The sequence below is a fragment of the Azospirillum sp. RU38E genome, from assembly GCF_900188385.1.
Lineage (GTDB): Bacteria > Pseudomonadota > Alphaproteobacteria > Azospirillales > Azospirillaceae > Niveispirillum.
The window spans coordinates 63245-88793 of record NZ_FZOI01000011.1; the positions used below are offsets into that span (position 1 = coordinate 63245).

At 62.6% G+C, this 25549-nt stretch carries 26 protein-coding genes and 2 pseudogenes; 16 read left to right on the forward strand and 12 right to left on the reverse strand.

What is annotated here, in order from left to right; all coding sequences use genetic code 11:
• Positions 1-171: 171 nt before the first annotated feature.
• The 4 genes from CHB97_RS17090 to mfd all read left to right on the forward strand — a co-directional run bounded on the left by CHB97_RS17090 (position 172) and on the right by mfd (position 6784).
• Entirely contained in the window at positions 172-492 is a 321-nt protein-coding gene (locus tag CHB97_RS17090) for a hypothetical protein (RefSeq protein WP_143270975.1), read from the forward strand.
• Positions 492-1832 (forward strand): tetratricopeptide repeat protein, encoded by a 1341-nt coding sequence (locus tag CHB97_RS17095; protein ID WP_089289215.1) that lies wholly within the window; start codon positions 492-494, stop codon positions 1830-1832. The genes CHB97_RS17090 and CHB97_RS17095 overlap by 1 nt, the downstream gene beginning before the upstream one ends.
• 108 nt (positions 1833-1940) lie before the next feature.
• The gene (locus CHB97_RS17100) at positions 1941-3047 is read left to right on the forward strand and encodes a PAS domain S-box protein (RefSeq protein ID WP_089289216.1); all 1107 of its coding nucleotides are present in this window, start codon (positions 1941-1943) and stop codon (positions 3045-3047) included.
• Positions 3048-3151: 104 nt separating this feature from the next.
• A complete protein-coding gene (mfd, locus tag CHB97_RS17105; RefSeq protein WP_089289314.1) occupies positions 3152-6784 on the forward strand; it encodes a transcription-repair coupling factor in 3633 nt (1210 codons plus the stop codon).
• An 11-nt stretch (positions 6785-6795) separates the two neighbouring features.
• Here the strand turns inward: mfd and CHB97_RS17110 are convergent, their stop codons facing one another.
• From CHB97_RS17110 to CHB97_RS17120, 3 genes are all read right to left on the reverse strand, one after another.
• Entirely contained in the window at positions 6796-7185 is a 390-nt protein-coding gene (locus CHB97_RS17110) for a type II toxin-antitoxin system VapC family toxin (RefSeq protein WP_089289217.1), read from the reverse strand.
• A complete protein-coding gene (locus tag CHB97_RS17115) occupies positions 7185-7397 on the reverse strand; it encodes an AbrB/MazE/SpoVT family DNA-binding domain-containing protein (protein ID WP_089289218.1) in 213 nt (70 codons plus the stop codon). The genes CHB97_RS17110 and CHB97_RS17115 overlap by 1 nt, the downstream gene beginning before the upstream one ends.
• A gap of 192 nt (positions 7398-7589) precedes the next feature.
• A complete protein-coding gene (locus CHB97_RS17120; protein ID WP_089289219.1) occupies positions 7590-8222 on the reverse strand; it encodes a tyrosine-type recombinase/integrase in 633 nt (210 codons plus the stop codon).
• Between the two features lie 157 nt (positions 8223-8379).
• Here CHB97_RS17120 and CHB97_RS17125 point away from each other — a divergent pair, with 157 nt between their 5' ends.
• Complete coding sequence (locus CHB97_RS17125) at positions 8380-8997, forward strand: recombinase family protein (RefSeq protein WP_089289220.1); 618 nt, start codon at positions 8380-8382, stop codon at positions 8995-8997.
• A gap of 27 nt (positions 8998-9024) precedes the next feature.
• Here the strand turns inward: CHB97_RS17125 and CHB97_RS17130 are convergent.
• Positions 9025-9201 (reverse strand): annotated as a pseudogene (locus CHB97_RS17130) (transposase); the annotation flags it as partial.
• A gap of 340 nt (positions 9202-9541) precedes the next feature.
• Between CHB97_RS17130 and CHB97_RS26450 the strand changes: the two are divergent.
• From CHB97_RS26450 to CHB97_RS25995, 4 genes are all read left to right on the forward strand, one after another.
• Positions 9542-9694, forward strand: coding sequence for a hypothetical protein (locus tag CHB97_RS26450; RefSeq protein ID WP_160105962.1), 153 nt, complete (start codon positions 9542-9544; stop codon positions 9692-9694).
• Positions 9695-9776: 82 nt separating this feature from the next.
• A complete protein-coding gene (locus CHB97_RS17135; RefSeq protein WP_089289221.1) occupies positions 9777-10166 on the forward strand; it encodes a PRC-barrel domain-containing protein in 390 nt (129 codons plus the stop codon).
• A 15-nt stretch (positions 10167-10181) separates the two neighbouring features.
• Positions 10182-10340, forward strand: a complete 159-nt coding sequence (locus CHB97_RS17140) for a DUF3309 family protein (protein WP_089289222.1) — start codon at positions 10182-10184, stop codon at positions 10338-10340.
• A 26-nt stretch (positions 10341-10366) separates the two neighbouring features.
• Positions 10367-10522 carry an entericidin A/B family lipoprotein gene (locus tag CHB97_RS25995; RefSeq protein WP_200819998.1) on the forward strand — a complete coding sequence of 52 codons (156 nt, stop codon included), beginning with the start codon at positions 10367-10369 and terminating at the stop codon, positions 10520-10522.
• Positions 10523-10676: 154 nt separating this feature from the next.
• On the opposite strand, the gene CHB97_RS17150 is transcribed toward CHB97_RS25995, so the two are convergent.
• Positions 10677-11147 carry a hypothetical protein gene (locus CHB97_RS17150; RefSeq protein ID WP_089289224.1) on the reverse strand — a complete coding sequence of 157 codons (471 nt, stop codon included), beginning with the start codon at positions 11145-11147 and terminating at the stop codon, positions 10677-10679.
• Positions 11144-11635, reverse strand: a complete 492-nt coding sequence (gene dps / locus CHB97_RS17155) for a DNA starvation/stationary phase protection protein Dps (protein WP_200819999.1) — start codon at positions 11633-11635, stop codon at positions 11144-11146. Before dps ends, CHB97_RS17150 begins: the two co-directional genes overlap by 4 nt.
• A gap of 183 nt (positions 11636-11818) precedes the next feature.
• Between dps and CHB97_RS17160 the strand changes: the two genes are divergently transcribed.
• Together CHB97_RS17160 and CHB97_RS17165 are read left to right on the forward strand one after the other, a co-directional pair.
• Positions 11819-16153 (forward strand): CheR family methyltransferase, encoded by a 4335-nt coding sequence (locus tag CHB97_RS17160; protein ID WP_089289226.1) that lies wholly within the window; start codon positions 11819-11821, stop codon positions 16151-16153.
• Between the two features lie 143 nt (positions 16154-16296).
• Positions 16297-17112 carry an OmpA family protein gene (locus CHB97_RS17165; RefSeq protein ID WP_089289227.1) on the forward strand — a complete coding sequence of 272 codons (816 nt, stop codon included), beginning with the start codon at positions 16297-16299 and terminating at the stop codon, positions 17110-17112.
• Positions 17113-17266: 154 nt separating this feature from the next.
• Here the strand turns inward: CHB97_RS17165 and CHB97_RS26455 are convergent, their stop codons facing one another.
• From CHB97_RS26455 to CHB97_RS17175, 4 genes are all read right to left on the reverse strand, one after another.
• Complete coding sequence (locus CHB97_RS26455; protein WP_160105964.1) at positions 17267-17443, reverse strand: hypothetical protein; 177 nt, start codon at positions 17441-17443, stop codon at positions 17267-17269.
• A 14-nt stretch (positions 17444-17457) separates the two neighbouring features.
• Positions 17458-17703 (reverse strand): hypothetical protein, encoded by a 246-nt coding sequence (locus CHB97_RS26000; RefSeq protein ID WP_143270978.1) that lies wholly within the window; start codon positions 17701-17703, stop codon positions 17458-17460.
• 73 nt (positions 17704-17776) lie between these two features.
• Complete coding sequence (locus CHB97_RS17170; protein ID WP_143270980.1) at positions 17777-18196, reverse strand: response regulator transcription factor; 420 nt, start codon at positions 18194-18196, stop codon at positions 17777-17779.
• A gap of 83 nt (positions 18197-18279) precedes the next feature.
• A complete protein-coding gene (locus CHB97_RS17175) occupies positions 18280-18762 on the reverse strand; it encodes a ferritin-like domain-containing protein (protein WP_160105966.1) in 483 nt (160 codons plus the stop codon).
• 379 nt (positions 18763-19141) lie between these two features.
• Between CHB97_RS17175 and CHB97_RS17180 the strand changes: the two genes are divergently transcribed.
• Positions 19142-19372: a hypothetical protein gene (locus tag CHB97_RS17180; protein ID WP_089289230.1), complete on the forward strand. Its 231-nt coding sequence runs from the start codon at positions 19142-19144 to the stop codon at positions 19370-19372.
• A 661-nt stretch (positions 19373-20033) separates the two neighbouring features.
• Positions 20034-20198: a hypothetical protein gene (locus tag CHB97_RS26460; protein WP_160105968.1), complete on the forward strand. Its 165-nt coding sequence runs from the start codon at positions 20034-20036 to the stop codon at positions 20196-20198.
• Positions 20199-20506: 308 nt separating this feature from the next.
• Here CHB97_RS26460 and CHB97_RS26465 read toward each other — a convergent pair.
• A pseudogene (locus CHB97_RS26465) lies at positions 20507-21472 on the reverse strand (IS1595 family transposase); the annotation flags it as partial.
• Between CHB97_RS26465 and CHB97_RS26470 the strand changes: the two are divergent.
• Positions 21455-22309, forward strand: coding sequence for a hypothetical protein (locus tag CHB97_RS26470; RefSeq protein ID WP_089289234.1), 855 nt, complete (start codon positions 21455-21457; stop codon positions 22307-22309). The pseudogene CHB97_RS26465 and the gene CHB97_RS26470 overlap by 18 nt on opposite strands.
• A gap of 112 nt (positions 22310-22421) precedes the next feature.
• Here the strand turns inward: CHB97_RS26470 and CHB97_RS17205 are convergent, their stop codons facing one another.
• On the reverse strand, positions 22422-22886 hold the full coding sequence (locus CHB97_RS17205) for a spore coat protein U domain-containing protein (RefSeq protein WP_244559580.1): 465 nt from the start codon (positions 22884-22886) through the stop codon (positions 22422-22424).
• Between the two features lie 349 nt (positions 22887-23235).
• On the opposite strand from CHB97_RS17205, the gene egtB reads away from it, so the two are divergent.
• Together egtB and egtD are read left to right on the forward strand one after the other, a co-directional pair.
• Positions 23236-24489, forward strand: a complete 1254-nt coding sequence (gene egtB, locus CHB97_RS17210; RefSeq protein WP_089289235.1) for an ergothioneine biosynthesis protein EgtB — start codon at positions 23236-23238, stop codon at positions 24487-24489.
• Positions 24490-24521: 32 nt separating this feature from the next.
• The gene (gene egtD / locus CHB97_RS17215) at positions 24522-25523 is read left to right on the forward strand and encodes an L-histidine N(alpha)-methyltransferase (RefSeq protein WP_244559581.1); all 1002 of its coding nucleotides are present in this window, start codon (positions 24522-24524) and stop codon (positions 25521-25523) included.
• Positions 25524-25549: the final 26 nt, after the last annotated feature.

Here is a 25549-nt window from a genome sequence, read left to right on the forward strand (position 1 = left end):
GTGGAGCTGCCGACATAATTGTCCCCTTCCTTCTCGCACGGATAGGTGTCTGCGTTCAACTGAACCTGTTGTACGCGATTTGTTCTTGGCTGCCAAGTGGAAATGTTCTTATTCCGTTCGCGTTCATGCGCCCCCTGTCGCGGCAACCCGAAAGGCGTTAGGATCGGCCCCATGATATTGCCCCGTCGCCCCCTGGCATTGTCCGCCCTTACGCTGCTGACCGCTGTTGCCGCCGCGGGGGCGGAGCCATCAGCTGCACCGGAAAAGGAGGCGTCGCCCCCCGTGGCGGATGAGGTGATCGTCACCGGGCGACGCAATGGGGAACCCGGCTTTCAGGAACAGCAGGAATATCACGATCAGGAATATCGCCGCCTGAAGCAGATTTACGATCCTGATCCGCCGCCGATTCCGCGCGGCGATCAACTGACGCGGATGCCGGAAGCCGTATCCTCCACCGTGCAGGGCCAGCCCACGCTGATGGAACGGTTCTGATGATCGCTGGTGTGAAGGATTTGATCGCCGCCGCAGGCCGGGCAGAGGCGCGGGGCGATGGGCCGGGCGCGCTCAGCCTGTGGGAACAGGTGCTGACCCTTGCGCCCGATCATGCCATTGCCCTGCTGACCCTGGGGGACGCGGCGAGGCGGGCCGGCGACAAGAGGCGGGCGGAAGGCCTGTTGCGCCGTGCCCTGGCCGCCTCCCCCGCCTTGGTCCCCGCCCGCTGTGCCCTGGCCAACCTTTTCCTGCATGATGGGCGGGAGGCGGAGGCGGGCACGCTGCTGGCCAAGGCGGTGGAGATGGCCCCCGACACGGCCTATGTCTGGCGCGATCTGGGCCTGTTCCACCGGGTGACGGGTGACGCCGAAGCCGCCCTGGCCGCGTTTGAACGCGCCCTGGCCCTGGCACCGGATGATAAAGCCTCGGCCCTGGGGCGTGCGCTCTGCCTGTTGCGGCTGGGCCGCTGGGGGGAGGGGTTTGCCGCCTATCATCACCGCTGGTCGGTCTCCGCCCGCTCACCCCGGCACGTTCATATTCCCCCCTGGCAGGGGGAGGAACTGGCGGGAAAACATATCCTGGTCTGGGATGAACAGGGGGCTGGTGACACCATCATGTGCGCCCGCCTGATCCGCCAGCTGGAGGCGCTGGGGGCGCGCGTGACGTTTGAGCTGCCCCCGGCCCTGCTGCCCTTGTTCCTGGATGGGCGCTTCGGCCGCCCCCTGGCGCGGGGCAAGCCCGTGCCGGCGGCTGATTTCCAGGTGGCCCTGCTGGACATGCCAGGCCTGTTGGGCCTGCTGCCGGAGACCATTCCCTGGGACGGGCCCTATCTCGCCGCCGATCCGGCCATGGCCGCGCTCTGGGCCGGGCGCCTGCCCAAACGGCCGGGGCGGTTGCGCATCGGGTTCAGCTGGGCGGGCAACCCCGCCCATCCCGGCGACCGCTGGCGCAGCCCCGGTCTGGCCGCCTTTGCCCCGCTGCTGCAACAGCAGGCGGTGGATTGGTATGCGCTGCAGGTGGCCAGCGGGCGGGAGGAACTGGCGGCCCTGCCGCTGCCCGCCCATGTCACCGACCTGGGTGGGGCCGTCAGCACCTGGATGGACAGTGCCGCCATCCTGTCCCATCTGGACCTGCTGATTACGCCCGACAGCGGGCTGGCCCATCTGGCCGGGGCCATGGGGCGCCCGGTCTGGACCCTGATCGCCACCGACACCGACTGGCGCTGGCTGGCAGGGGAGGGGAAAACCGGCTGGTATCCCACCATGCGCCTGTTTCGGCAGGTGCGTTGTGGGGACTGGGCCGGATTGCTGAACCGGCTGAATCATGCACTTCCCGCGTGAAATCGGGAAACGTTAACAACGTATAAATAAAGCATTTCTTGCGAACATGGCCGGGACTGGGCAAAATCCCCAATCTTTTCTTCCCCGTTTTGTCGGAGGGTCGCCATCGTGGCCGCAACCACCCTTTCCGCTGTGCTGGACCTGATGCCAGATGGCGTGGCGATCTATGATGCACAGGAACGGCTGGTGCTGACCAATCCGGCCTTGCGGGCGATGTTCCCCATTCTGGCCAACCTGATGGAACCCGGCATTTCGTTTGAGGTGCTGTTGCGCGCCAGCATCGAGGTGGGGGACAATCACCACGCGCTGGGCCATGACCGGGAGGAATATATCGCCCAGCGTCTGCGGGAGTTCCGTGACCCTGATCCGGCACCACAGGAAATTCTGCTGGCCGACGGGCGGTGGGTGCGGGTGCAGGACCAGCGCCTGCCGGATGGCGGCACGCTTTGCCTCCGCACGGATATCTCCGAGAATAAGCGGCAGGAACTGCGGTTGCAGGAAAGCGAACAGCGCTATCGCCAGTTGGTGGACCTGACGCCTGACGGCATTCTCGTGCATGACAGCCAAGGCCTGTTCCGCTTCCTCAACAAGGCCGGCCGTGCCATCATGGGCATGTCGCCCGATGAAAGCCTGGACGGCTTGCATGTACTGGACCATGCAACGGAAGAATCCCGCCCGCTGACAGAGCTGATGCTGCGCCGGGTGAACGGCGGGGAGGTGGTGCGTCAGGTGCGCCAACCCGTGCAACGCAGGGACGGCGCGCTCCTGCTGCTGGAAGCGTCAGCCGTGCCATTTGACAGCGCTGGCGAACGGCTGGTGCTCTGCCTGTTCCGCGACATCACGGCAGAGGCGGCGGCCAGCCTGCGCCTGCGGGAGAGCGAGGCGCGCGCCCGTTCGATTCTGGAAACCGCGCTGGATGCCATCATTACCTTCAATGATGCGGGTCTGGTGATGGAACTGAACCCGGCGGCGGAACGGATATTCCAGCGCAGCCGGGGGGCGGCGCTGGGTGCCTCCCTCGCCGACATGATCCGCTTGCCGGAAGGCTCTGAGCTGCCGGAATGGCTGGAAGGGGTTGGGGGCGCGGGCCAGCGGCTGGTGGTGCAGGGGGTGCGCGCCGATGGGCAGACCTTCCCGGCCGAACTGGCCGTCACCGCCGTGCCGCTGGGGCCGGGCCGGCGCTACACTGCCTATCTGCGGGAGATCGCGGACTGACCGGTTGGGCGAGCAAATAGCGTCCCCCTTTTGTTCCCTTATGCGCCTGGGCCTGCTATAAACCCGGCTTCCATCATTGCCGCATGATCGAAGAGCCGGTTCCCATGACTGTCATCCCCGCGCCCGATATCGCGCTGAACCTTGGCCATCCGCGCCGGATGCTGCTGTCCGGTGCGCCCGATGGGCAGGATTCCCGCCTGCTGGCGGCGCTGGCGAAAAAGGGCGGCGGGGCCGGGCTGCTGCATGTCGCCACCGATGATGCGCGCGCCGCCCGGCTGGCCGAACAGGTGGCTTTCTTCGATCCGGGTGTAGAGGTGCGGCTGTTCCCGGCCTGGGACTGCCTGCCCTATGACCGCGTGTCCCCCAATGGGGAAATTGTGGCCACCCGCATTTCCACCCTGACGCGGCTGTTGCAGGTGGCCAAGGGTGGGGCGGTGCCGGGCGGCTTGCTGGTCATCACCACGGTGAACGCGCTGGTGCAGAAGGTGCCGCCGCGTCTGGCCTTTCGCAATGCCAGCTTTGCCGCCAAGGTGGGCGATCGCATCAATGTGGCAGAGCTTCAGCGCTTCCTGTCGCAGAACGGTTATATCCGCGCCCAGACGGTACGGGAGCCGGGGGAATTTGCCGTGCGTGGCGGCATCATCGACCTGTTCCCCCCCGGCAGCCAGGAGGCGTTGCGCCTGGACCTGTTCGGCGATGATCTGGAAGGCGTGCGCAGCTTCGACCCCATGACACAGCTGACGGTGGAAAAGCGCGACAGTTTCGTGTTGACGCCGATGTCAGAGGTGTTCCTGGATGAAATGTCGATCCAGCGCTTCCGCACCGGCTACCGCGAACATTTCGGCGCTGTCATGGATGACGATCCGCTCTATGTGGCGGTGAGTGCGGCGCGCAAACATGCCGGCATGGAACATTGGCTGCCCTTGTTCCATAGCGGCATGGAAACCCTGTTCGATTACCTGCCCAACGCCGCCCTGACCCTGGACCCCAATGTCGAGGAAGCCCGTGATGAGCGGCTGGAACAGGTGCAGGATTTCTATCAGGCCCGCCGCGCCATGGTGGAGGCGGAAAAGAAATCCGGCAACCCGGCCTATAAGCCGGTGCCCCCCTCGCTGATGTTCCTGGATGGCGACACGTTCGACCGGCATCTGGCGACCCGGGCGGTGGCCCAGCTGTCGCCCTTCGCCGCCGTGGAAGGGGAGGTGGCCAACAAGGATCTGGTCGATGGCGGCGGGCGTAAGGGCCGCGATTTCGCCGATGCCCGCGTGCAGTCCGGCGTGAATGTGTATGAGGTGCTGCGCGACCATATCAACGCCCTGGCCGAGGAGGGCAGCGTAACGGTAATCGCCGGCTATTCCGCCGGTTCCCGCGACCGTCTGCTCTCCGTGTTCAAGGAACATGGGCTGGCGAAGCTGAAGGCGGTGGAAAGCTGGGCCGATGTCACAGCCTTACCGAAGGGCACCACGGCGCTGGCCGTGCTGCCGCTGGACCATGGCTTTACAGCACCTGGCCTGGCCATCATCACCGAGCAGGATATTCTGGGTGACCGGCTGGTGCGCGCCGGCACCCGCAAGAAGCGGCGCAATGCCAATTTCATTGCCGAGGCGGCGTCCCTCAACCCCGGTGATTTTGTCGTCCATATCGATCATGGCATCGGCAAATATGATGGGCTGGAAACGCTGGATGTCGGCGGCGCCCCGCATGATTGCCTGCGCCTGATCTATGATGGCGGCGACAAACTTTATGTCCCGGTGGAGAATATCGAAGTCCTCTCCCGCTATGGCAGCGAGGAGGCAGGCGCGACGCTGGACAAGCTGGGCGGGGCCGGTTGGCAATCGCGCAAGGCCCGCGTCAAGCGCCGGCTGAAGGATATGGCCGATGCGCTGTTGCGGATTGCGGCGGAACGCGCGCTGCGCCGGGCCGACGCCATTCCCATCCCCGATGGGGCCTGGGATGAATTCTGTGCCCGCTTCCCCTATGCCGAAACCGATGACCAGTTGCGGGCCATCGAGGATGTGATTGAGGATTTGGGCTCCGGCAAGCCGATGGACCGGCTGATCTGCGGCGATGTCGGTTTCGGCAAGACGGAGGTGGCCTTGCGCGCCGCCTTTCTGGCGGTGATGGCGGGCCATCAGGTGGCCGTCGTGGTGCCCACCACCCTGCTGGCCCGCCAGCATTCCCGCACCTTTGAGGCGCGTTTCGCCGGTCTGCCGGTGCGCATCGGCCAATTGTCCCGCATGGTGACGACCAAGGAAGCCAACCAGACCAAGGCCGGGCTGGCCGATGGGACGGTGGATATCGTCATCGGCACCCATGCCTTGCTGGGCAAGGGGGCGGAGTTCAAGCGCCTGGGCATGGTGATTGTGGATGAGGAACAGCATTTCGGCGTGAAGCAGAAGGAGCGGTTGAAGGAACTGCGTGCCGATCTGCATGTGCTGACCCTGTCGGCCACACCCATCCCGCGCACGCTGCAACTGGCCTTGTCGGGCGTGCGGGAACTGTCCGTCATCGCCACCCCGCCGGTGGACCGGCTGGCCGTGCGCACCTTCGTGCTGCCCTTTGACCCGGTGGTGATCCGCGAAGCGATCATGCGAGAGCATTATCGCGGCGGCCAGACCTTCTATGTCTGCCCACGGGTGGAGGATTTGGCCAAGGTACGGGTGCGGCTGGAAGAGCTGGTGCCGGAGGTGAAGCTGATCACCGCCCATGGCCAGATGGCGGCGACCGAGCTGGAAGACGTCATGACCGCCTTTGACGATGGCAAATATGATGTGCTGCTGGCCACCAACATCATTGAAAGCGGCCTGGATATCCCCAGCGCCAACACCATGATCGTCCACCGCGCCGACCTGTTCGGTCTGGCCCAGCTGTACCAGATCCGGGGTCGCGTTGGCCGGTCCAAGGTGCGCGGTTACGCCTATCTGACCTACCAGCCCAAGACGGTTCTGTCTGCCACCGCACAGCAGCGCCTGCATGTGCTGGAAACGCTGGATAATCTGGGGGCGGGCTTCCAGCTGGCCAGCCACGATATGGATATTCGCGGGGCCGGCAATCTGCTGGGTGAGGAACAATCCGGCCAAATCCGCGAGGTGGGGGTGGAGCTTTACCAGCAGATGCTGGAAGAGGCGGTGGAGGCCGCACGCGGGGGCCGGACAGAGGCGCAACGGGCCGAAGAGGGCTGGTCGCCACAGATCGCCCTGGGGATGCCGGTGCTGATCCCGGATAGCTATGTGCCCGATCTGGGCGTGCGGCTGACGCTCTATCGCCGCCTGTCCGATCTGGCCGACAAGGCAGAGGTGGAGGCGTTCGGCGTGGAACTGATCGACCGCTTCGGCCCCCTGCCGGACGAGGTGGAAAACCTGCTGCAACTGATGGAAATCAAGCGCCTGTGCAAGGAAGCCGGGGTGGGCAACCTGGATGCCGGGCCCAAGGGGGCGGTTGTCGGCTTCCGCAACAATAACTTCAAGAACCCGGCCAAACTGGTTGAGTTCATTCAGAAACAGGCCGGCACGGCCAAGCTGCGCCCCGACCAGAAACTGGTGCTGCTGCGCCCTTGGGACAGCACCCAGACCCGGATGGACGGCGTGCGTACCCTGATGCGGGCGCTCGCCCAGATGGCGGCCGGTGAAAAGGTGACCGTCGAACTCACCCCCCCGCCACCGCCGCCCCCACCACCCCCGCCGCCGAAACCGCTGGTGAAGCGCCCGCCATTCGGGGCGGGGAAAAGGCGGTGGTGAGGGGTGTGCCGTCAGCCTGACTTTGCGAATAGGGCGACACCCGGAAGCCCTTTAAAATGGGCATCACAGGTCAACAGTTCGGCCCCCTGCCGGCGCGCGGTCGCATAGACGACGGCGTCGGCGGTTGCCAACCCATATTCCCGTTGCATATCCGCTGCCAGCAGGGCGATGGTGGTATCCAGCGGCACGACAGTGCATTTCTGGGTATAGGCGATGACCTGATCAGCCTGATCTTCCCCGCATTCGCGGAGCAGCCATTTTGACAGTTCCAGTTGCACGATGGTGGGGACGATACAATTGGCCTTGTCCGGGATTTCCGACGCCAGCCTTCTTCCCAGCGCACTATCCACCAGCCATTCGATCCAGGCCGAACGATCAACGACGCGCAACGGCACCGCCATCAATAGCGATCCGACCGGTCGCGGTAGCCCTCTGTGCTTGCGCCCTTGGCGATGCCGGCTAATTGGTCCCGTTCCGGCACCGGCATCACCAGCACGCCCTTGCCTTTGGGCATGAAGACAAATTCCTGCCCCGCCTCCCAATGCTGCTGCTCACGGACGGCTTTGGGGATGGATATCTGGAACTTGCTGGACAAGGTTGCGGTTGCCGGCATTTTTTGCCTCCGGTGGAACGATCGCGCTTTGGTAAGAGTATGGTGAAGGGCAGGCTTACCTGCAAGGAAGCGGGGGAGGGATCACCAAAAATGTCAGTTATGGGGCCGGAAGCGGACGGGCGGGTTTATGGTGGCAAATCTGGGGTTCCGGACATTCCCGCCCGCTCCGGCAGTTCCCCACGGACACACCCTCTATATCTCCGTCGTCTCCGCCAGTTGCAGCGCATCTTCCACATCGATGCCCAGATAGCGCACTGTTGTCTCGATCTTGGTGTGACCCAGCAGGATCTGCACGGCGCCCAGGTTGCCGGTCTGTTTGTAAATGAGGGCTGCCTTGGTTCGTCGCAGGGAATGGGTTCCATAATCCTCGCGGCGCTGGCCGATCCCGATCACCCATTCTTTAGCGAGGTGCGCATATTGGCGGGTGCTGATGGGTTTTGTATGGTCGACCCGGCTGGGGAAGACATAATCGGCAATCGTCCCGCCCCGGCGTTCCAGCCAGGCCTGAAGGCTTTTACGGGCTGTCTCCAACAGTTCGAACTGAACCGGCCGGCCTGTTTTCTTCTGAATAACCAGCGCACGTGACCGGATTTCTCCACCGCGCACGATGTCGCCGATCTTCATGCGGACAAGGTCGCAACCGCGTAGCTTGCTGTCGATGGCCAGATCAAATAGAGCGCGATCACGCACCCGCTGCTGGTGCTCCAGCCAGAAACGGATAGCCCAGACCTGCTGTGGTTTCAAAGCGCGCTTGGCGCCTATTCGCCGGCCAGCATTCCAAGGCTTTTTACCCTTCGCGCCAGGATCAAACGCTGAACGTCCCATGACATCCTCCATCAAAGCCGGGTTTGGCAAACAGAAGGGCACGTCTATGGATCAACTGCCATGACGAGATTATCTCAACCGAGGTAATGTCTGTTCGATACGCGACAAGACCCAGATGTTCCGCCGCCGACAGGGCGATGCCGCCGGGAGGGTTCAATTGGGACAGCGTGTCGCCATCTACTGCCGCATGTCCACGGCCGACCAGTCCTGCGAACGGCAACCCTGGCCATGCGGGCGGGCTACGAAGTCGTCGGTTCTTACCAAGGAAACCGGATCAGGCGCCAAACTGGACCGGTCGGAGCGGAAGAAGGTGATGGCGCTGGCCCAGGCGCGGCAGATTGATGCTGTGCTGGTGACGGAACTGTCACGTTGGGGCCCCAGCACCATAGACCTGCTGCACACCCTGCGGGAATTAGAGGCCCGCCGCGTGTCGCTAATCGCGATGAGTGGCGTGGCCTTCGACCTGGGTACCGCCACCGGCCGCATGCTGGCCACAGTCCTGGCTGGGATCGCTGAATTCGAGCGTGACCTGCTGCGTGAACGGGTCCGGTCCGGCCTCGCCGCCGCCAAGGCGCGAGGCAAGGTGCTGGGACGCAGGCCTGGACAGCGGCCCAAGTCGGATCGGCTGGCACCCAAGGTGCTGGCCCTGGTCGCGGCGGCGCACAGCTATCGGCTGATCGGCAGGGAATTGGGGCTCAGCAAGAATACAGTGACGGAGATGGTCAAGCGGAACAGGGAACCAAGAGGGCAGATCGCTTCCGGGGCATCTGCTTAACGTGACTTTTCGCCCTTTCTATGTCGTGACCCCCTTCAGGTGCTTGGCTTCCGAGACGTCAAGCCCGCCATATTTTGACTTCCAGGCGTAAAATGTCGCCTCCGATATCCCATGCCGCCGGCAGATATCCGGCGTCTTATGCCCGGCCTCCTGCTCCCGCAGGACCCCGATGATCTGTTCCTCGCCGAAACGGCTCTTCTTCATCAAATAGCCCTCCTCTCGGTAGGACAGGGCCTGTACCACTCACAATTCAAGAATTGGAGGGGGGCACGGTGGATTTCCGTGGCCATGCCGGGCGGCATGGATATTTCAGATAATTATCAATATATTTCAAATAATATCAAAAAGCATATAAATGTAAATTACATGGGTACTTTCCGAGTCTGTCTAATTTTATTGAATCGTTTTAGATTTCAGCATGTTTGATGGTCCGTTCTCTCTCCGACGATCGGGCAGTCAACATTGTCGGCGCGAACTCCGCATATCCGCAGATGCCGCCTGACACCCCGCCCCACCCCGGGGCAGCAACAAGGAAGACACCGACATGGAAAAGCCCGGCAGCAACCAATCCGCCAAGCCTATCGTCACACCCGTTCACAGCGCCCCCGGCAAGCCGGCCGAGACGCCGCATATCCCGGCCGGTCATGCCGACAAGCATGACGCGGAAGCCGATGCCAAGCAGGCGCAGAAGAAGTAGCCCCACTTTGATGTGCCGGCAGTGGACGCCCCTCCATGGCCGGCACTTTCTCCGTATCCTATCCGCAGTGAAGGAAGCAACCATGACACGTTTCAATATTATTATGGCCGGTCTGGCCGTTGCCACGCTGTCGGCCGTTTCCCTGGCTTTCGCACAAGGCGCCCCACAGACCATCGCGTTGACGCAGGTGGACCCGACCACCCTGGCAACTGGTTACCGCACCTCCAAGGTGGTGGGCAGCACGGTCTACAATGCTGCCGGCGAGACGGTGGGCACCATCGACGATCTGATCGTGACGCCCAACGACAAGGTGCCGTTTGCCGTGTTGTCGGTCGGCGGTTTCCTTGGCATGGGGTCGAAATATGTCGTCGTCTCCTACGCGGCGCTGAACGTGACGGACAAGAAGTTCGTTCTGAACGATGCCACCAAGGAAACGCTGAAAGGTCTGCCGGAATACAAATACACCCGCTGACAGAAAGGGTCGGTCATGAGTCTCGGCACCATTCTGCTGATCATCATCGTTCTGATGCTGATCGCGGCACTGCCACGATGGCCGCACAGCGCCGGTTGGGGCTATTACCCAAGCGGTGGCATCGGCCTGATCCTTATCATCGTCCTCATCCTGTTCCTGACGGGCAGGATCTGATGACGCCACAGCTGCAGGAGGTCGAGATGACCGGGAAGACCCTTCCATTCCCCTTGCTGTTCGTAATGCTGTTTACGGCGACACCGCTGCTTGACGCCTGTCACACCATGGCCGGCGCTGGGGAGGATATCTCCAAGACCGGCACGGCCATCGAGAAAAGTGCCGAGAAACACACGCCTTGAGCCGGGTGCAAAGTCGGACGGCATAGCCACAAAACTGATGACGGGGCCGCAACCTTAAAGCCGACGCGTTGCAAGGCGTCGGTTGCATGGGATGGGTGCGGCTCTCCGATGGGTTTGGCCAGACTTTTCTGCCGGCATCCGTCCGTTGCAGGGCTTAGGTGCGTCCAGGCGATGAACTTCTCCATCGCACGGCTTTCTCCATGGTCTGCCGGATCGCGCGACGAAGATCGTTCGTGCGAAAGGGCCTGCGTAGGACCATCGCCCCAGGCCGCAGCGATATGCCAGCATCGAACAGGCGCGGTACGAACAAAGCGCGCATGACCGGCGCCGTCGCCGTCAATCTTTCATCGTCCTCAAGATAGGCATCAGCGATGATCAGATCAGGCGGGCTGGCAGTCGCCAACTTTGCGGCTTGGTCATTCGATAGGGCAATGAACCGGACTTCATGCCCAAGATCGCCAAGCGCTACGGCCAGCGGCAAAGAAATTAAGGGATCGCCAGCCACGATCAGGATGCGAAGGCTTTGCGTGCGATCAGGCGATTGCAGGGCGCCACCCTCATTGTCCCAACGGGACAGCGCGTCACGCGCTGTCATGGAGGGCAACTGGTTGGGGGCGTCGCTCATGATCGCACCGCATGGGATTCAATCAACCAGAGTTGCCGGTCCATTCCGCGGCAAATTTCAGTAAACAGGTCGGCGGTGCCCGGATCGCCATACGCGGTGGAGAGGCCGATAGCCTCGCGAACCGATTGGCCGAAGGCGGAGACCGCCTGGGAAAGGGCGAAAATGTGCTGACGTGATTCAGCCACCCCCAGCGTGTACGGCACCAGGAAGGAACGATCAGCTGCAACCTGGATGGTGCCGTGGGCGGTGCCGCCAAGCGCACCCGCCCGCTCTGCAATCAGGTCGGAATAGGTTTCGACCTCAACGGCGATATTATCGAACAACTCATGCACGGTGCCAAAGCCGCTGCCGCGCACATTCCAATGGGCCTGCTTGAACTGTCCATGCAGATCAATGGCCGCAGCCAGGTGGCGGTTCAACAGTTCGACCGACTGGCCGCGGATATTCTCCGACAAGGTGTTGTGCGTGTGGTGCATGCGACCCTCCACCTGATCTCCACATTTTGCGCCAGTTGTAATTCAGCGAGTGGATGACGCAAAGATTCGGGAAATACTCAAATGCATATGGAGTATTTCGGAAGTTTTATATATTTGATCGTATTGTTGTGTGATTGTGATACACTGGAACTAGGCCAATGGGAAGCTTATTGGCTATTTGAAGGTGATTTTACCATGACGCCCATCCCATCACGGCCCGCCGACGCAGTGTCCGTGGAGCGGGACTTCCCGGTGGTTGGCATCGGGGCGTCTGCCGGCGGGCTTGATGCCGCGAGCCGGCTGGTGGCGGCGTTGGGCGATGGCGGCGGGGCTGCCTTTATCCTGGTGCAGCATCTGGACCCGACCAACCGTGACAGCCTGCTGGTCGATCTTCTGGCCAGCCACACGGTCATGCCGGTATGCGAGGCGATGGACGGCATGGAGGTGCTGCCCGGTCGGGTACATGTCATCCCGCCCGGCACCTATCTGTCGGTGACCAAGGGTCTGTTGCGCCTGTCGCCGCCACGGGCCCGTCATGGTGCCCGCATGCCCTTTGATTTCCTGCTGGCGGCGCTGGCCCGCGAATATGGCGCGCGCGCGATCTGCGTGATTCTGTCAGGAACAGGCGCCGATGGCAGCGTGGGGCTGACGGCGATACGGTCGGCCGGAGGCTTGGTCCTCGTTCAGACGCCGGAGGAGGCCGGATATGACGGCATGCCGCGTAATGCCATTGCCACCGGATTGGTCAGCCAGATATTGCCGGTCGCGTTGATGCCGGCCGCAATCCGCCACCATCCCGGCGCCGCAGTCCAGGGTGGGGCGGTTGCCGTGCCCGACGGGCTGCCGGCCGTGGTCGACCTGCTGCGCAGCCGCACACCCTACGACTTCTCCCTTTATAAGGAAGGCACGCTGCGCCGCCGCATCGATCGGCGCATGGCGATGGCGGGCATCGCCACGGGCGAGGCGGATGCCTATCTGGACCTGCTGCGCAATACACCTGGGGAACGCGACAATCTGGCCAAGGATCTGTTGATCAATGTCACGAGTTTCTTCCGTGACGCCCCGGTGTTCGACCTGCTGTCCAGCACGACCATCCCCGACCTGATCCGTGCCCAGGCACATGACAATCACCTGCGTCTCTGGGTGGCGGGATGCAGTACGGGGGAGGAGACCTATTCGCTCGCCATGCTGTTCCTGGAGCAGATGACGACGCTGGGACTGAGCTTGAAGTTGCAGTTCTTCGCGTCGGACGTTGATCCCGACGCCGTGGCGACGGCACGGGAGGGGCTGTATCCCGCCAGCATCGCCAGCGCAGTGTCCCCCGAACGGTTGGCTCGGTTCTTCACAACAGAGGATGGGGGATACCGGGTTACGCCGGAATTGCGGTCTCTGGTGGTGTTCACGGTGCAGGATGTGCTGGCCGACCCGCCTTTTTCCAAGCTGGACTTCATCTCCTGCCGCAACCTGTTGATCTATCTTCTGCCCGAAGCGCAGGCCCGCGTGCTGTCACTGTTCCATTTCGCCCTGCGGGATAATGGTTTCCTGCTGTTGGGCGGATCGGAGACGGTGGCCCCGGTCGGGGATGACCGGTTCGAGCTGGTGTCGAAATCCGCCCGCCTGTACCGGCATGTCGGCCGCAGCAGGCCGGGTGATTTCGCCTTCCTGATGAGCGCCGGCGATGGGGTGCGTGTCCCCGCGCGGGTGAATGCAGGGCCGGGGCCATCCCGGCAGGCAGCGCTGGCCGATCTCTGCCAGCGGCTGGTCGCCCGTGATTACGGGCCGGCTGCGGTGTTGATCAACCGGCGGCACGATTGCCTGTATTCGCTCGGCCCGACCGAGCGCTATTTGCGGGTGCCGGCGGGCCATCCCACGCAAGACCTGCTGTCGATGGTGCTGCCAGGCCTGTCGGTCAAGCTGCGGGCCGCTATCCAGCGGGCTCGCCAGGGACAGGAAGCGGTCATCATCCCCGGCGGCCGCTCACGTCAGGATGATGACAAACGGTCCTTCGGCATTGCGGTGCAGCCCGTGCGCCATGATGGAGAGGACCTGATGCTGGTCTGCTTCATCGACCCGCCCTTGTTCGACAGACAGGCCGTCGGACAAGGCACGCCGGCGCCAAGCGACGGGGTGAATGCGCTGGAACGTGAGCTGGAGCATACGCGCGCGGAACTTGAGGCTGCCATCCGCAACCTGGAACTGGCCGGCGAAGACCAGAAGGCCATGATCCAGGAGGCCCTGGCCATCAACGAGGAATACCAGTCGGCCAACGAGGAGTTACTGACCTCCAAGGAAGAATTGCAGTCGCTGAACGAGGAGTTGACCGCGCTGAACAGCCAGTTGCATGAGACGTTGGACAGACAGCGCACCACGGCCAACGACCTGCAGAACGTGCTGTTCAGTACCGATGTTGCGACGATCTTCCTTGATCTGGCCCTGGCCATCCGGTTCTTCACCCCGGCCATGCGGTTGCTGTTCAACATCTTACCCACGGATGTCGGCCGCCCCTTGTCGGACCTGAATTCGCTGGTTGCCGATGGGGGCTTGTCGTCGGACGCACAGGCGGTGCTGCGATCGGGCGTACCGTTGGAACGGGAGATCGAAACGCGGACGGGGGCCTGGTACCTTCGCCGCGTCCTGTCCTATCGCACCCAGGATGGCCGGGTCGAGGGCGTGGTCATCACGTTTACCGACACCACCGAGCGCCGGCATGTCGGTGATGCGCTGGCTGCGGCCAAGCGCGCTGCCGATCTGGCCAATCAGGGTAAATCACGTTTCCTGGCAGCCGCCAGCCATGACCTGCGCCAGCCCTTGCAGACGCTGACCCTGTTGCAGGGCGTGCTGTCGAACATGATGAAGGGCGACCGGGAACGGGAATTGCTGGACCGCTTTGGCGAGACGCTGGGTGCCATGTCCGGCATGCTGAACGCTCTGTTGGACATCAACCAGATCGAGGCCGGCATTGTCACCACCGACATCACCCGCTTCTCCCTGCTTGATCTGCTGTCCCGGATGCGTGACGAATTCAGCTATCACGCACAGGCCCGCGGCCTGAGCCTGCGGGTGGTCATGAGCAATACGCAGATCTTCAGCGACCGGCGGCTGCTGGAACAGATGGTGCGCAACCTTCTGTCTAACGCCTTGAAATATACAAGGAAGGGCAAGGTATTGATCGGCTGCCGACACCGGGCGGGTGGGATCAGCATCGAGATCTGGGACACTGGTATCGGCATTCCCATGGCCGAGCAGCAGGCGATTTTCGAGGAGCATCACCAGATTGCCGGGACGGACGAACCGACCAATACCGGGTTGGGACTGGGCCTGTCGATCGTACGGCGTCTGGGGGGGCTACTGGAGCATCCGGTTCGTGTACGGTCGCAGCTTGGCAAAGGTTCGGTATTTGCCGTTGATATCCTGCCCCGCGCAGGAGAGGTGCCGCCGCCGCCGCCATCGGCGCAGTCCGCCCCGGAAGACGCGATCATCGCCACCGGTGCCATCCTGGTGGTGGAGGATGATCCGGAGGTCAGAGACCTGCTGGGGATGTTGCTTCGCGATGTCGGACATAAGGTGGCGTTGGAGGCCGGCGGGCCATCGGCCCTGCAGCTAGTAGCTACTGGTGATTTCAGGCCCGATGTCTTGTTGGTCGACTTCAACCTGCCGGGGGGCATGAATGGCCTTGATCTGCTTGCGGCCCTGCGCCGGGCATTGCACCGACCGGTTCCGGGGCTGCTGCTGACGGCTGACATCTCAACCGACACGTTGCGCGCCGTCGCCTTGCGCAATGAGGTGCAATTGCACAAGCCGGTGAACCCGGCTGCCTTGTTGAGCGCGATCAGACGTCTGCTGTCGACACCGCCCCTGGTCACGCGGGTCGAACGGGATCCCATGGTCGCCGCCGACCGCATCACCACCATCCATATCATTGATGACGATGCCATGCTGCGCGACAGTATTCGTCAATCGCTGGCAGGGCAGGGGCGGCGGGCGGAGGAGCATGCCAATGCCGAGGAGTTTCTCGCCCACTTCCAGACGGGTGGCAATGCCTGCCTGCTGATCGACGCCTATCTTCCGGGAATGAGTGGTCTGGGTCTGTTGCATCGCTTGCGGCAGGCGGGCGACAGTGTGCCGGTGATCATCATGACCGGCAGCAGCGATGTCCCAATGGCGGTTCAGGCCATGCGGGCGGGAGCGGTCGATTTCATCGAGAAGCCGGTCAGCCGCGCCGACCTGCTGGCCAGTATCGACCGCGCGTTGGAGCAGGCCCGCGATGGCAGCAAATTGCTGGCCTGGCGCACGGAGGCGGCGAACCATGTCGCCGGGCTTACGGCACGGCAGCGGCAGATTATGGCCCTGGTCCTTGCCGGCCATCCTAGCAAGAACATCGCCGCCGATCTGGCGATCAGCCAGCGCACCGTGGAAAACCACCGCGCCGCCATCATGCGCAAGACCGGGGCGCGATCGCTGCCAGCCCTGGCTCGGCTGGCCCTGGCAGCGGACTGGACCGAGATGACGGAAAAGGAAAAATTCGGATAGAAATTCATACTTCGGTATTTTTAGAATAAAGGTAAAAAGCAAAGTGAGTATTTGCCGACGCTTTTTCTGTGAAATTATTCCATGTATTCTATATTTGAAATGGTTTGGAATCGCAACGATTTCCGAACGCAGGAGAATTCGATATGTTGAGAAATACCGTGATGGGGGCATTGCCCTTCGGTATTCTGATGCTGGCCGGTTGCACGGCCACGCCCCATCAAGTCGCGACGCATAGCGCGCCGGGACACGATGTGGGGGTAACCTCGCCCGGATATGTCGCGCTGAAGTCGGGGGACTATGATACGTCCACCCGACTGCTTGAGGCGTCCAACATCAAATGGCCCAATAGCCCCTATGACGAGCTCAATCTCGGGGCGTCCTATCAGGCTCAGGGGCGGATGGATCTGGCGGAACCCTTCCTGCGGCGGGCCATGACCCACGGTCACGGGTTGATGCCTGTTGAGTCCACCCAGGATTGGGCCAAGGGCATGACGGTGGAGGAAGCGGCTTGTCAAAATCTGGCCATCGGTCTGGCCCCGGCGACGGTAGAGGGCACGGCGACACCTTGCCAGACCACCCTGGTCGTGGCGGTCATCGCGGCGCCCGGACCGGTGGCGGCGGTCTATCAGCAGACCATGTACAATACCTATTTTGAGTTCGACAAGGCGACGCTGACCAAGGACGGCGAGATCACTATGCGCGATGCGGCCAGGGAGATCCGCAGCGATCCAGCCCGGCGTATCACCCTGATCGGCAAGGCCTCCAGTCCGGGCACGGACTACTACAACATGGCGCTATCGCAGCAACGCGTTGAAACGGTGCGCAACGCGCTGGTCGCGGCGGGCGTGCCATCGTCGCGCATCGAGGTTCGGTGGGTTGGTGAGCGCGAGTTGCCGGTGCCGCGGCGCGACGGTGCGCGCGAGCCGTTGAACCGCGTGGTGGAGGGTACCGTCAAGTAACCGGCCGTTCCGGCCATCCATGGTTACGGCCGGTCGCGCAGCCCAGTGACCGGCCGTAATCATGGGTGCCGTCTGACCAGACGGACCACATGCAGATCAGATATATCGATGCAAAGTGCCGCACCCGGCGCCCCGCTCCTGCCGGGATATTTACCTATGCCGGCGGGGTGGCCGCTTGCGACGCGGTGGCGTCATCGATTTCCATTTGTTGCCGCGCCGCGTCGATCCAGGTCTTACGGACTATCCGGTCGCGTTGGCTCCAAGGGATGCCCGTGGTATTGCTTTGCTGGTACATGGCTTCCGCCAGAAACATCATCTTCGTATTATCCATGGGCGCATCCCGTTTCAGGAGGGTTTTTGGGGATCAAGGCGGTCCCGTCGGATCCGGGACGTCGGCGAAGGTTTCAGACGTGGCCGCAATGGCGGATAGGCTGGTCTGTCGAACCACCGTTTACCCCGGTTGAGGCAGGCGAACAGGCGTGAGCGGTCTTCCTGGCTCAGGTCCTTTTCAGTAAGGTGCCGGATCGGGCCGACCGGGTGATCCGGATCGGGTAAAGCCTCCAGCCTTTTTTCGTCGGATGAACTGTTCATCGATTGGCTCCTTTGGGTGCGGGATGAGAGGGGCTTATACCGCGTCCCAATGATCGGAACCGATCACTGGGCTTCAGTCGCCAGCGCCGCCTCCGGTTCTGCGGGTTGGGCAGTGCTTCTGTTCCGTCACACCGGCAAGCGCCTGTCGGACAATCCGTGCAAGGTCCCTTGCGTGGAAAGGGCGGCGCACCACGGTGGCTCCAGGCGGTAACAGGGCGCGTGGCAGCGGCATGCCATCGTTGAACATCCGGGAAATGAACAGAACCCGAATGACCGGGGCAAACCGGACCAATTGCCGGTCATCGCCGAGACTGGCATCCATGATGATGAGATCGGGACTATGGTAGAGCGCTGCGTTCACGGCGTGAGCCATGGTCAGGGCGGTCGCACAGATACTGTGTCCGATATTGGCGAACCCCCTCGCCAGGGACAGCGAGACCAGCGGATCGCTATCAACGACAAGGATACGGCGTGCGGCCGGATCCTGTGGCATGTCCGGCAGTGCTCCACCCTCATTGTCCCACCTGGACAGATCGGCCGACAGTTGCCTCTCAGCTGTCCGGCGGGGCGAGACGGTCATGGCTGTGCCGCACGGGACTGCATCGGCGATATTTGTCTGTCCAGCCCCCTTGATATCTGAGCAAACAAGCCTGTGGTAACGATGTCGCCATGCGCTGTGAGGATGCCGATCGCTTCGCGGACCTCGTCTCCGAAAGCCATCGTGGTCTGGGCAAATGCGACAACATGTTCACTGGCCTCGGTCGCGCCGCACGGGCGCGGAGCCGCCAGGAACGACAACTCCATCGCATCCCGCAGGGTGCCACGGGCAGAGCCACCCAGCCGCACCGTCCGTTCCGCGATCAGGTCAGCATAGACCTCGATTTCGATGGCCAGGTGGTCGAGCAGGAAGTGGACAGAGGAGAAGCGTATCTCGTGCAGGTTCCAGAACGCCTGCTTTACCTGTGTCCGCAGGTCCACGGCCGCTGCCAGATGATGGTTCAGCAAGTCGATCGACCTGACTCGAGCTTTTTCTGGAAGGGTGTCTTGCACATCGAGCATGAACCGACTCCGATAATCGGGTTTCATTATCCATGGGTTTTTGATTTCGGCCAGAATCGGGAAATACTCAGGTCAGAAAGCCGAAATAATTTTAGAATTAACGAGTTGATAGGTGTTTTCCGAATACATGGCTTTTCGGACACTCATGTATTGTCATCGGTGCAATTTCGCCCTCTGATCGACGCTGTCCCGGAACGGGGTCGTCGCGTCACATTCTGTGACGACAGTTCGCGCCGTCGTGTGGACAGTCCCGGCGGACAGCCGGTGACGAGAGCGAATACCCGGGTGTCTCCAGTTGAGTTCCGCCGCATTGCTTTGCCTTGAACGCCGTGCCTGCCGGCCGGCGCAGGCCTCACCGTTTCGACTGACAGGAAAAAACATGACTATCGAGAATACGGACCTTGAGCGCCGGGTGTTGGCGCATGAGCGGATCCTGCAAGTTCTGATCGCGCATATGACGGAGGAGGAACCGCAATTCCTCGAGCGTCTGCAGGCTAGGTTCGCCAAGAACCATGACCTGGGCGATGGCGGGCACGATTACGTGGATACCGAGCAGCATGCCAAGTATTTCATCGACAGGGTGATTGAACTCGGAATCGTCCGGAAATGAGGCCTTCCGGCGATGGATCAACCCGCCTTGCGCCCGCAGCGGCCAGTCGCTACTGGCGGGGACCCAGGATAATGGCGGCAATTATCAACAAGCCGATCGCGACCGGAATGACGACCGGAGGAACAAGCAGGCCTCGCAGGCTGCGTTGCCTGTCGGGACCCGGGTCGTCAGCCGGGGGGCGTACATTCGGCTGAACTGGTGGGCGTGGCGGTGGGTGGGACGCTTCATCCTGGATGGCCGCCCGCAGCCTGTCTGGATCGACATCCACCGCAAAGTCGTTCTCACCCCGCGCCAAGCGGCGAAGGACAATCCTTCGACGGTCACTTCCTCCGTCTCCACCTCGTAGCGCCCCGCCGGCAGCGGTGCTTGCTCCCCGTTCGCAACAAAAGGATACCGGAATTCGATGATCTCTGTCGTCGTTCGAGTCAACATCGGCATGTCATCCCACAGAAAAGAAATATATCGTCAATGTGCGAAAAAATTATTCTATGATGGAGGGGGGCATGTTTCCTAATTGATCTGAAATATCTTTTGTTAAAACCATGTGAGTGTATTTCGACGTTTACATATTATTTACCGGCATAATTGAACTTGATTGTTGTGGGCGATGTGCCTGCTGTCGAAATGGCGCGCCTTATGCCGCGCCATCAGGAAGGATTTCATGATGCTGATACCCATTTATAGTCGTCCCAAGAAGCCGATGATCGCCCCATCCAGGATGATCATTGTCGATTGTCCCGCAATCGACATCAGGCGCTTGCCGACGAAACCCGATGAAGAGCAGCGCCGCGTCGTGATCGCCGCCAAGTACGTGCGGCAGAAATAGCGTGCTGGCCGGTTGGCAATCCGACTTTCCAACGCTGCCGATGCATGCGTCCCCGCGCAGAGGGCCCCGCAGGCCACTGCGTCCCCGTCGGTGGCACCTGCCGCATTGGCGCAGAGCCACCCGTGTCTTCGGCACTGCCGTCTGCCGGAATGACGTAACGGCAGCAGGTCGATGGGTGCGATGTCAATGCAGTCGTCAGCAACTGATCTGTCGGCGGCAGCAGGTCAGCGTATCGCGTGGTTAATGCGTGTCACCGTCCTCATGTGGGGGTGCCGACACGAAAGTGAATTTTATGTACCGCGCCATTATCAACCAAAGACAGCCGCGATTGATCTGACGTCGATGCCGCCGGCTTTTGTCCGTCGGATCTGGCATCCGACGGCCATGATGAAAACGGCCGGCAACTGGCGTGCGGGCGGCACCCGGTCCCAGAGGGTTTGAAGGATTGTCCTTCCTTTCCGGGCTTTGCGGATTTTCTGACTGGCGACGACGTGTTGGGACCAGCGGAAGCCGATCTCGTGGAAATAGAGGTCAGCATGCCGGGGGCTGATGTGATGGAAGACGCCAGCGATGGTCTGGCGGACCCGGTTGTTGAAGCCTTCGGCGGCATTGGCTTGGACGGTGCCTCGGGCATATTCCTTGCGGGCATGGCACACGGTGTCGTGATTGGCGAAACCGGTGCTTGCCGCCACGAAGGCCTTCCATTCATCGCTCATCAGATGGGCCTGCGGGGTCACGCTCGCCTCCAGCACCCGCTCGGTCTCGTTCAGGGACAGGTCGGCAACAACACAGGCCCTGGCTTCACCGGCCGGCGTTCCCGGTTCCGACCCGGCGGGACGCTGGACAACGACCATGGCCGGGGTCTTGGTCGTGCGCGGCTGTCCTTTGCGGCCGCGACCGGAACGGGGCTTGTCGGGATCGGACCGGGGAGCACCGCCAAAATACATCTCATCGATTTCGATAGCACCACCCAGCCTGTGGTTGCGGGCCACCAGCAGGCGCAGCACATGTCCCATCCGCCGTGCCGTCGGCTGGCTCACCCCGATGATGTCGGCCAGCCGGATCGAGGAGACACCCTTGTCGGATTGCAGGATGAACCACAGGGCCAGCAGCCAGGTACGTAGCGGCAGCTTGGTCGCATGCAGCGGGGTCCGTGTCGTCACCGTGAATTGCTGCCGGCAATCCTGGTCGGAGCATTGGTAAAGCCTGGGCCGGGCCTGGCGACCCGTGTCCCGGCCAGCCAGGCTGATCGACCGATGGCAGCCGCACGCGGGGCTCGGATCGGTCCTCTGATCACCAATTCCCTGGACCGCATCACCGCCGCCGAGAAGACCCTGTCGGAGATCGACAGCAAACTGGCTTTGCTGAACCGGTTGACGGTGACGCCGGACGCAACCGACCCCGCCGCCGATCAATTGCTTCAGCAGCAGCAGGAATTGACCCGGCAGCGGCAGGCGCAGGTCGATGCCGTCATGGCCGCGAACACGGTCCTGGATTTCATCTTCCGACAGGGGGTGGCGGACTGCATGGCCACCGACGGATCGGCGGCGACGCCCGTCAGTTGTGAGCTCAACCGCAGCCTCGCCGTCATCCGGCACGAAGCCTCCATCGTCATGGACAGCGTGGCCCTGTCGCTGCTGCCGCTGCTCTATGGCTGGCTGGGCGCCAACGTCTATATTCTACGCCGGCTGATCGGCGGCCTGGACAACTGGAACATCAATGCACTGCTGGCAACCAAGCTGAGCCTGCGCCGTTTCCTGGGCGCCTTGTTGGGTATCGCTGTCGGGATTGTCTACAAACCGGGCGGAACCCAGCTCTCTGAAGCCGGCTTCAGCATGGCCCTCTTCGCTTTCCTGGCCGGCTACAGCGTTGAGTTCATCTTCACCATCCTCGACACCCTGATCGCCCGCGGCAACGCCGCCTTCCCCTCGCCGTACAAAAGGCGAAGGACATCGGCACAGCCGCGGAGGGTGCCAACGGTACCGCTGTCGAGCAAGGAAACCCCGCCTGAGTTTTGGAACCTGTCGACCAACGTCCGCTTACAGACGCCGCCGCAGACCTTCGGAACGACCACAATGGGGCGCAAAGCGGTCGAAACATGTGTCGCTTGATTGCCTCCCCACATCCCCCCGCACCAAACAAAGAACCCCCGCCGGAGCGCTCTCCGGCGGGGGTTTCTCATTCCCGGGCCCCGATGGCTGAACGGCCCGGGGATGGCGCGCCTTACTTGGCGGCGATGGTGACGGTGATGGTGTCGGAATAGTCGCCGGCAATGTACTGATCAGAGGCCGGGACGGTGACCTTCAGGTCGGACTTCTTGTTGAACTGCGCTGCGGCGCGGTCGACCACCATCTGGGAGGTCAGGCCACCGCCCTGGTTGTCGTAATTGACCTGATAGGCAACCTCGTTATTGCCGGACTTCAGCTTGCCGGCATTGGTCGAGGCCAGCGTGATCTTGTAGCCATTGCCGGAATTGCAGGTCTCGGTGACGCTGCCGACGGTCTTGGCGTTCTCACCGGCCTTCAGCGACAGGGACTGCGACAGGTCGGTGACGGCGATGGTGCAGGACAGGGCGACATTGCCGCGCAGCTGGATGGTGCCGTTGGCATTCTGCGCCTGGGCCGGGGCGGCGAAGGCAGCGGCGGTGGCAACGGTCAGGGCGCAAGCGCGGGCGAAGGTCTTCAGCATGGTCAGCTCCATCGGTTCGGTTTGTTTGAGGCGTTGTCGCCTTCATGCCAAACAAGGATTGCAGCTGCTGTGCCAACGGTCGAACCATCCATCAACTATTTGAAAAAACACAATATACATGTATTTCCCGGATAGTTCTATCCATTGCACTTTGCAATTCATTGAATAATGCAATTGCATAAATATATTATTTGCATATTGCAATCATGCTGCCACGTCCCGGCACTCCGTGGCATTTTCAGGCCCTGTCCTGCTTCTTCGCGCGCGGCCGGCAACAAATCCGCCGCTGCCTTGTTCTCCCCCTGCCTGCCCGGTCTCCCGGGTGGGGGTGTGACGACGGAAGCCAGGGATGCCGGACAGCCAGATCAAACCCAGCCTGCCACCGCCTGATCTGGCGGCATTGCTGCGCCATGTGCGGGCGCGCACCCTGGCGCTGGTGGCACCGCTGAGTGCGGAGGATATGGCGGTGCAATCCATGCCGGATGCCAGCCCGGTGAAATGGCATCTGGCGCACACCACCTGGTTTTTTGAACGGTTCATCCTGATCCCGCATGGCGGTGCCGCCCCGTTCCATCCCGGCTGGGACTATCTGTTCAATTCCTATTACGAGGCGTTGGGGCCGCGCCATCCCCGCCCGGCCCGGGGCCTGCTGACCCGGCCGGCACTGGCGGCGGTGCTGGAATGGCGCGCCCATGTTGATCAGGCGCTGGAAAGGCTGTTGCAGGCCGAACCCGCGCCGGAGCTGGCCAGCCTGATCCTGTTGGGCCTGAACCATGAACAGCAGCATCAGGAACTGATCCTGACCGATGTGAAACATCTGCTGTCACAGAACCCGCTGCGCCAGCCCGCCGCACCGCGCCCGCGTGGTGCGACGCCGGCTTTGGACTGGATCAGCCATCCGGGCGGGCTGATGGAAATCGGCCATCGCGGCCCCGGCTTTGCCTTTGATGTGGAGGGGCCGCGCCATCATGTCTGGCTGGCGCCGTTTCAGCTGGCCGACCGCCCCGTCTGCAATGGCGAATGGCTGCGCTTCATGGCCGATGGCGGCTATGCCAGCCCCCTTCACTGGCTTTCCGATGGCTGGGCGACGGTGCAGCGGGAAGGGTGGGAGGCCCCACTTTACTGGTATCACGGCGAGGATGGCCGCTGGTGGCACTTCACCCTGGATGGCTGCCGCCCGGTCGATCCGGCCGAACCGGTCTGCCATATCAGCCATTATGAGGCCGATGCCTATGCAAGCTGGGCCGGCCTGCGCCTGCCCACGGAAATGGAGTGGGAAGCCGCCATGACAGCCCATTTCAACCCCGGCACGGCAGCGGGGGAAGCGGCGATTGCCCGCCATCCGGCGGTGCTGGCGGGCCGGGAAACCGGCCGTACCGTCTGGGAATGGACGGCCAGCGCCTATCTGCCCTATCCCGGCTATCGCCCCGCCGCCGGGGCCATTGGTGAATATAACGGCAAGTTCATGAGCGGGCAGATGGTGCTGCGCGGTGCCTCCATCGCCACACCGCCCGGCCATTCCCGCGCCAGCTATCGCAATTTCTTCCCCGCCGCCGCCCGCTGGCAATTCAGCGGCCTGCGGCTGGCCCGCTCCGCATGTTGAGACCCCAACCCCTGTCAGGGAGATGTGATCTGATGGCCATGCCCGACAAGATGCCCGCCCGCCAGGGCGGCACCCGCTTCATGGATCTGGCACCCAGCCAAGGTGACTTTGCCGCCGCTGTCCTGGATGGGCTGTCGCGGCCGCAGAAATCACTGCCCTGCGCCTTTTTCTATGATGAGCTGGGGTCGGCCCTGTTCGACCGTATCTGCGAACAGCCGGAATATTATCCGACCCGCACCGAACAGGCGATCCTGGACCGGGTGGCCGCCCCCATTGCCGCCCTGCTGGGGCCGGGCGTGCAGCTGGTGGAGTTGGGCAGCGGCTCCTCGCGCAAGGTGCGGACCTTGTTGGAACGGCTGGTCAACCCGCTCTCCTATGTCGGCATCGATATTTCGCGCGATCATCTGCGCCGGTCCTGCGACCGGCTGGCGGCGGATTATCCCTGGCTGGAGGTGATGGCGCTCTGTGCCGATTACCTGCAGGATGTGCCGGTGCCCCCACCCCAGGCGGGGATGCCGCGCCGCCGCGTCGGCTTCTTTCCCGGCTCCACCCTGGGGAATTTCACCCCGGCAGAGGCGGAAATGTTCCTGGCCCGCTGGCGCGACACGCTGCGCCATGGTGGGGTGGAAGGCGGCGGGATGCTGATCGGCATTGATCTGCGCAAAGATCCGGCCCTGCTGGAAGCGGCCTATGATGACGCCGCCGGGGTCACGGCGGCGTTCAATCTCAACCTGCTGGGCCGCATCAACCGGGAACTGGATGGCACCTTCACCCCCGCCAGCTTCCGCCATATGGCGCTGTGGGATGCGGAACGCAGCTGTGTTTCCATGTATCTCGTCTCCCGCCGGGACCAGATTGTCCGCGCTGCCGGGCAGCGCTTCGCCATTCTGGAGGGGGAGGCGATCCATACCGAGGATTCCAATAAATATAGCATTGAAGGCTTCCAGGCCCTGGCCCGCCGGGCCGGCTATCGCCCCGCCGCCGTCTGGACCGACCCAAACGCCCTGTTCAGCCTGCATTGGCTGGAGGCGTGAAACAGGCGATGATAAAAGCTGACGGC

Bases quoted from the DNA above. Each gene is read 5' to 3' on its own strand.
- CHB97_RS17090 (WP_143270975.1), top strand. From the start codon at position 172: ATGATATTGCCCCGTCGCCCCCTGGCATTGTCCGCCCTTACGCTGCTG.
- CHB97_RS17095 (WP_089289215.1), top strand. From the start codon at position 492: ATGATCGCTGGTGTGAAGGATTTGATCGCCGCCGCAGGCCGGGCAGAG.
- mfd (WP_089289314.1), top strand. From the start codon at position 3,152: ATGACTGTCATCCCCGCGCCCGATATCGCGCTGAACCTTGGCCATCCG.
- CHB97_RS17110 (WP_089289217.1), bottom strand. From the start codon at position 7,185: ATGGCGGTGCCGTTGCGCGTCGTTGATCGTTCGGCCTGGATCGAATGG.
- CHB97_RS17115 (WP_089289218.1), bottom strand. From the start codon at position 7,397: ATGCCGGCAACCGCAACCTTGTCCAGCAAGTTCCAGATATCCATCCCC.
- CHB97_RS17120 (WP_089289219.1), bottom strand. From the start codon at position 8,222: ATGGGACGTTCAGCGTTTGATCCTGGCGCGAAGGGTAAAAAGCCTTGG.
- CHB97_RS26450 (WP_160105962.1), top strand. From the start codon at position 9,542: ATGGAAAAGCCCGGCAGCAACCAATCCGCCAAGCCTATCGTCACACCC.
- CHB97_RS17135 (WP_089289221.1), top strand. From the start codon at position 9,777: ATGACACGTTTCAATATTATTATGGCCGGTCTGGCCGTTGCCACGCTG.
- CHB97_RS17140 (WP_089289222.1), top strand. From the start codon at position 10,182: ATGAGTCTCGGCACCATTCTGCTGATCATCATCGTTCTGATGCTGATC.
- CHB97_RS25995 (WP_200819998.1), top strand. From the start codon at position 10,367: ATGACCGGGAAGACCCTTCCATTCCCCTTGCTGTTCGTAATGCTGTTT.
- CHB97_RS17150 (WP_089289224.1), bottom strand. From the start codon at position 11,147: ATGAGCGACGCCCCCAACCAGTTGCCCTCCATGACAGCGCGTGACGCG.
- CHB97_RS17160 (WP_089289226.1), top strand. From the start codon at position 11,819: ATGACGCCCATCCCATCACGGCCCGCCGACGCAGTGTCCGTGGAGCGG.
- CHB97_RS17165 (WP_089289227.1), top strand. From the start codon at position 16,297: ATGTTGAGAAATACCGTGATGGGGGCATTGCCCTTCGGTATTCTGATG.
- CHB97_RS26455 (WP_160105964.1), bottom strand. From the start codon at position 17,443: ATGGATAATACGAAGATGATGTTTCTGGCGGAAGCCATGTACCAGCAA.
- CHB97_RS26000 (WP_143270978.1), bottom strand. From the start codon at position 17,703: ATGAACAGTTCATCCGACGAAAAAAGGCTGGAGGCTTTACCCGATCCG.
- CHB97_RS17170 (WP_143270980.1), bottom strand. From the start codon at position 18,196: ATGCCACAGGATCCGGCCGCACGCCGTATCCTTGTCGTTGATAGCGAT.
- CHB97_RS17175 (WP_160105966.1), bottom strand. From the start codon at position 18,762: ATGCTCGATGTGCAAGACACCCTTCCAGAAAAAGCTCGAGTCAGGTCG.
- CHB97_RS17180 (WP_089289230.1), top strand. From the start codon at position 19,142: ATGACTATCGAGAATACGGACCTTGAGCGCCGGGTGTTGGCGCATGAG.
- CHB97_RS26460 (WP_160105968.1), top strand. From the start codon at position 20,034: ATGATGCTGATACCCATTTATAGTCGTCCCAAGAAGCCGATGATCGCC.
- CHB97_RS26470 (WP_089289234.1), top strand. From the start codon at position 21,455: ATGGCAGCCGCACGCGGGGCTCGGATCGGTCCTCTGATCACCAATTCC.
- CHB97_RS17205 (WP_244559580.1), bottom strand. From the start codon at position 22,886: ATGCTGAAGACCTTCGCCCGCGCTTGCGCCCTGACCGTTGCCACCGCC.
- egtB (WP_089289235.1), top strand. From the start codon at position 23,236: ATGCCGGACAGCCAGATCAAACCCAGCCTGCCACCGCCTGATCTGGCG.
- egtD (WP_244559581.1), top strand. From the start codon at position 24,522: ATGGCCATGCCCGACAAGATGCCCGCCCGCCAGGGCGGCACCCGCTTC.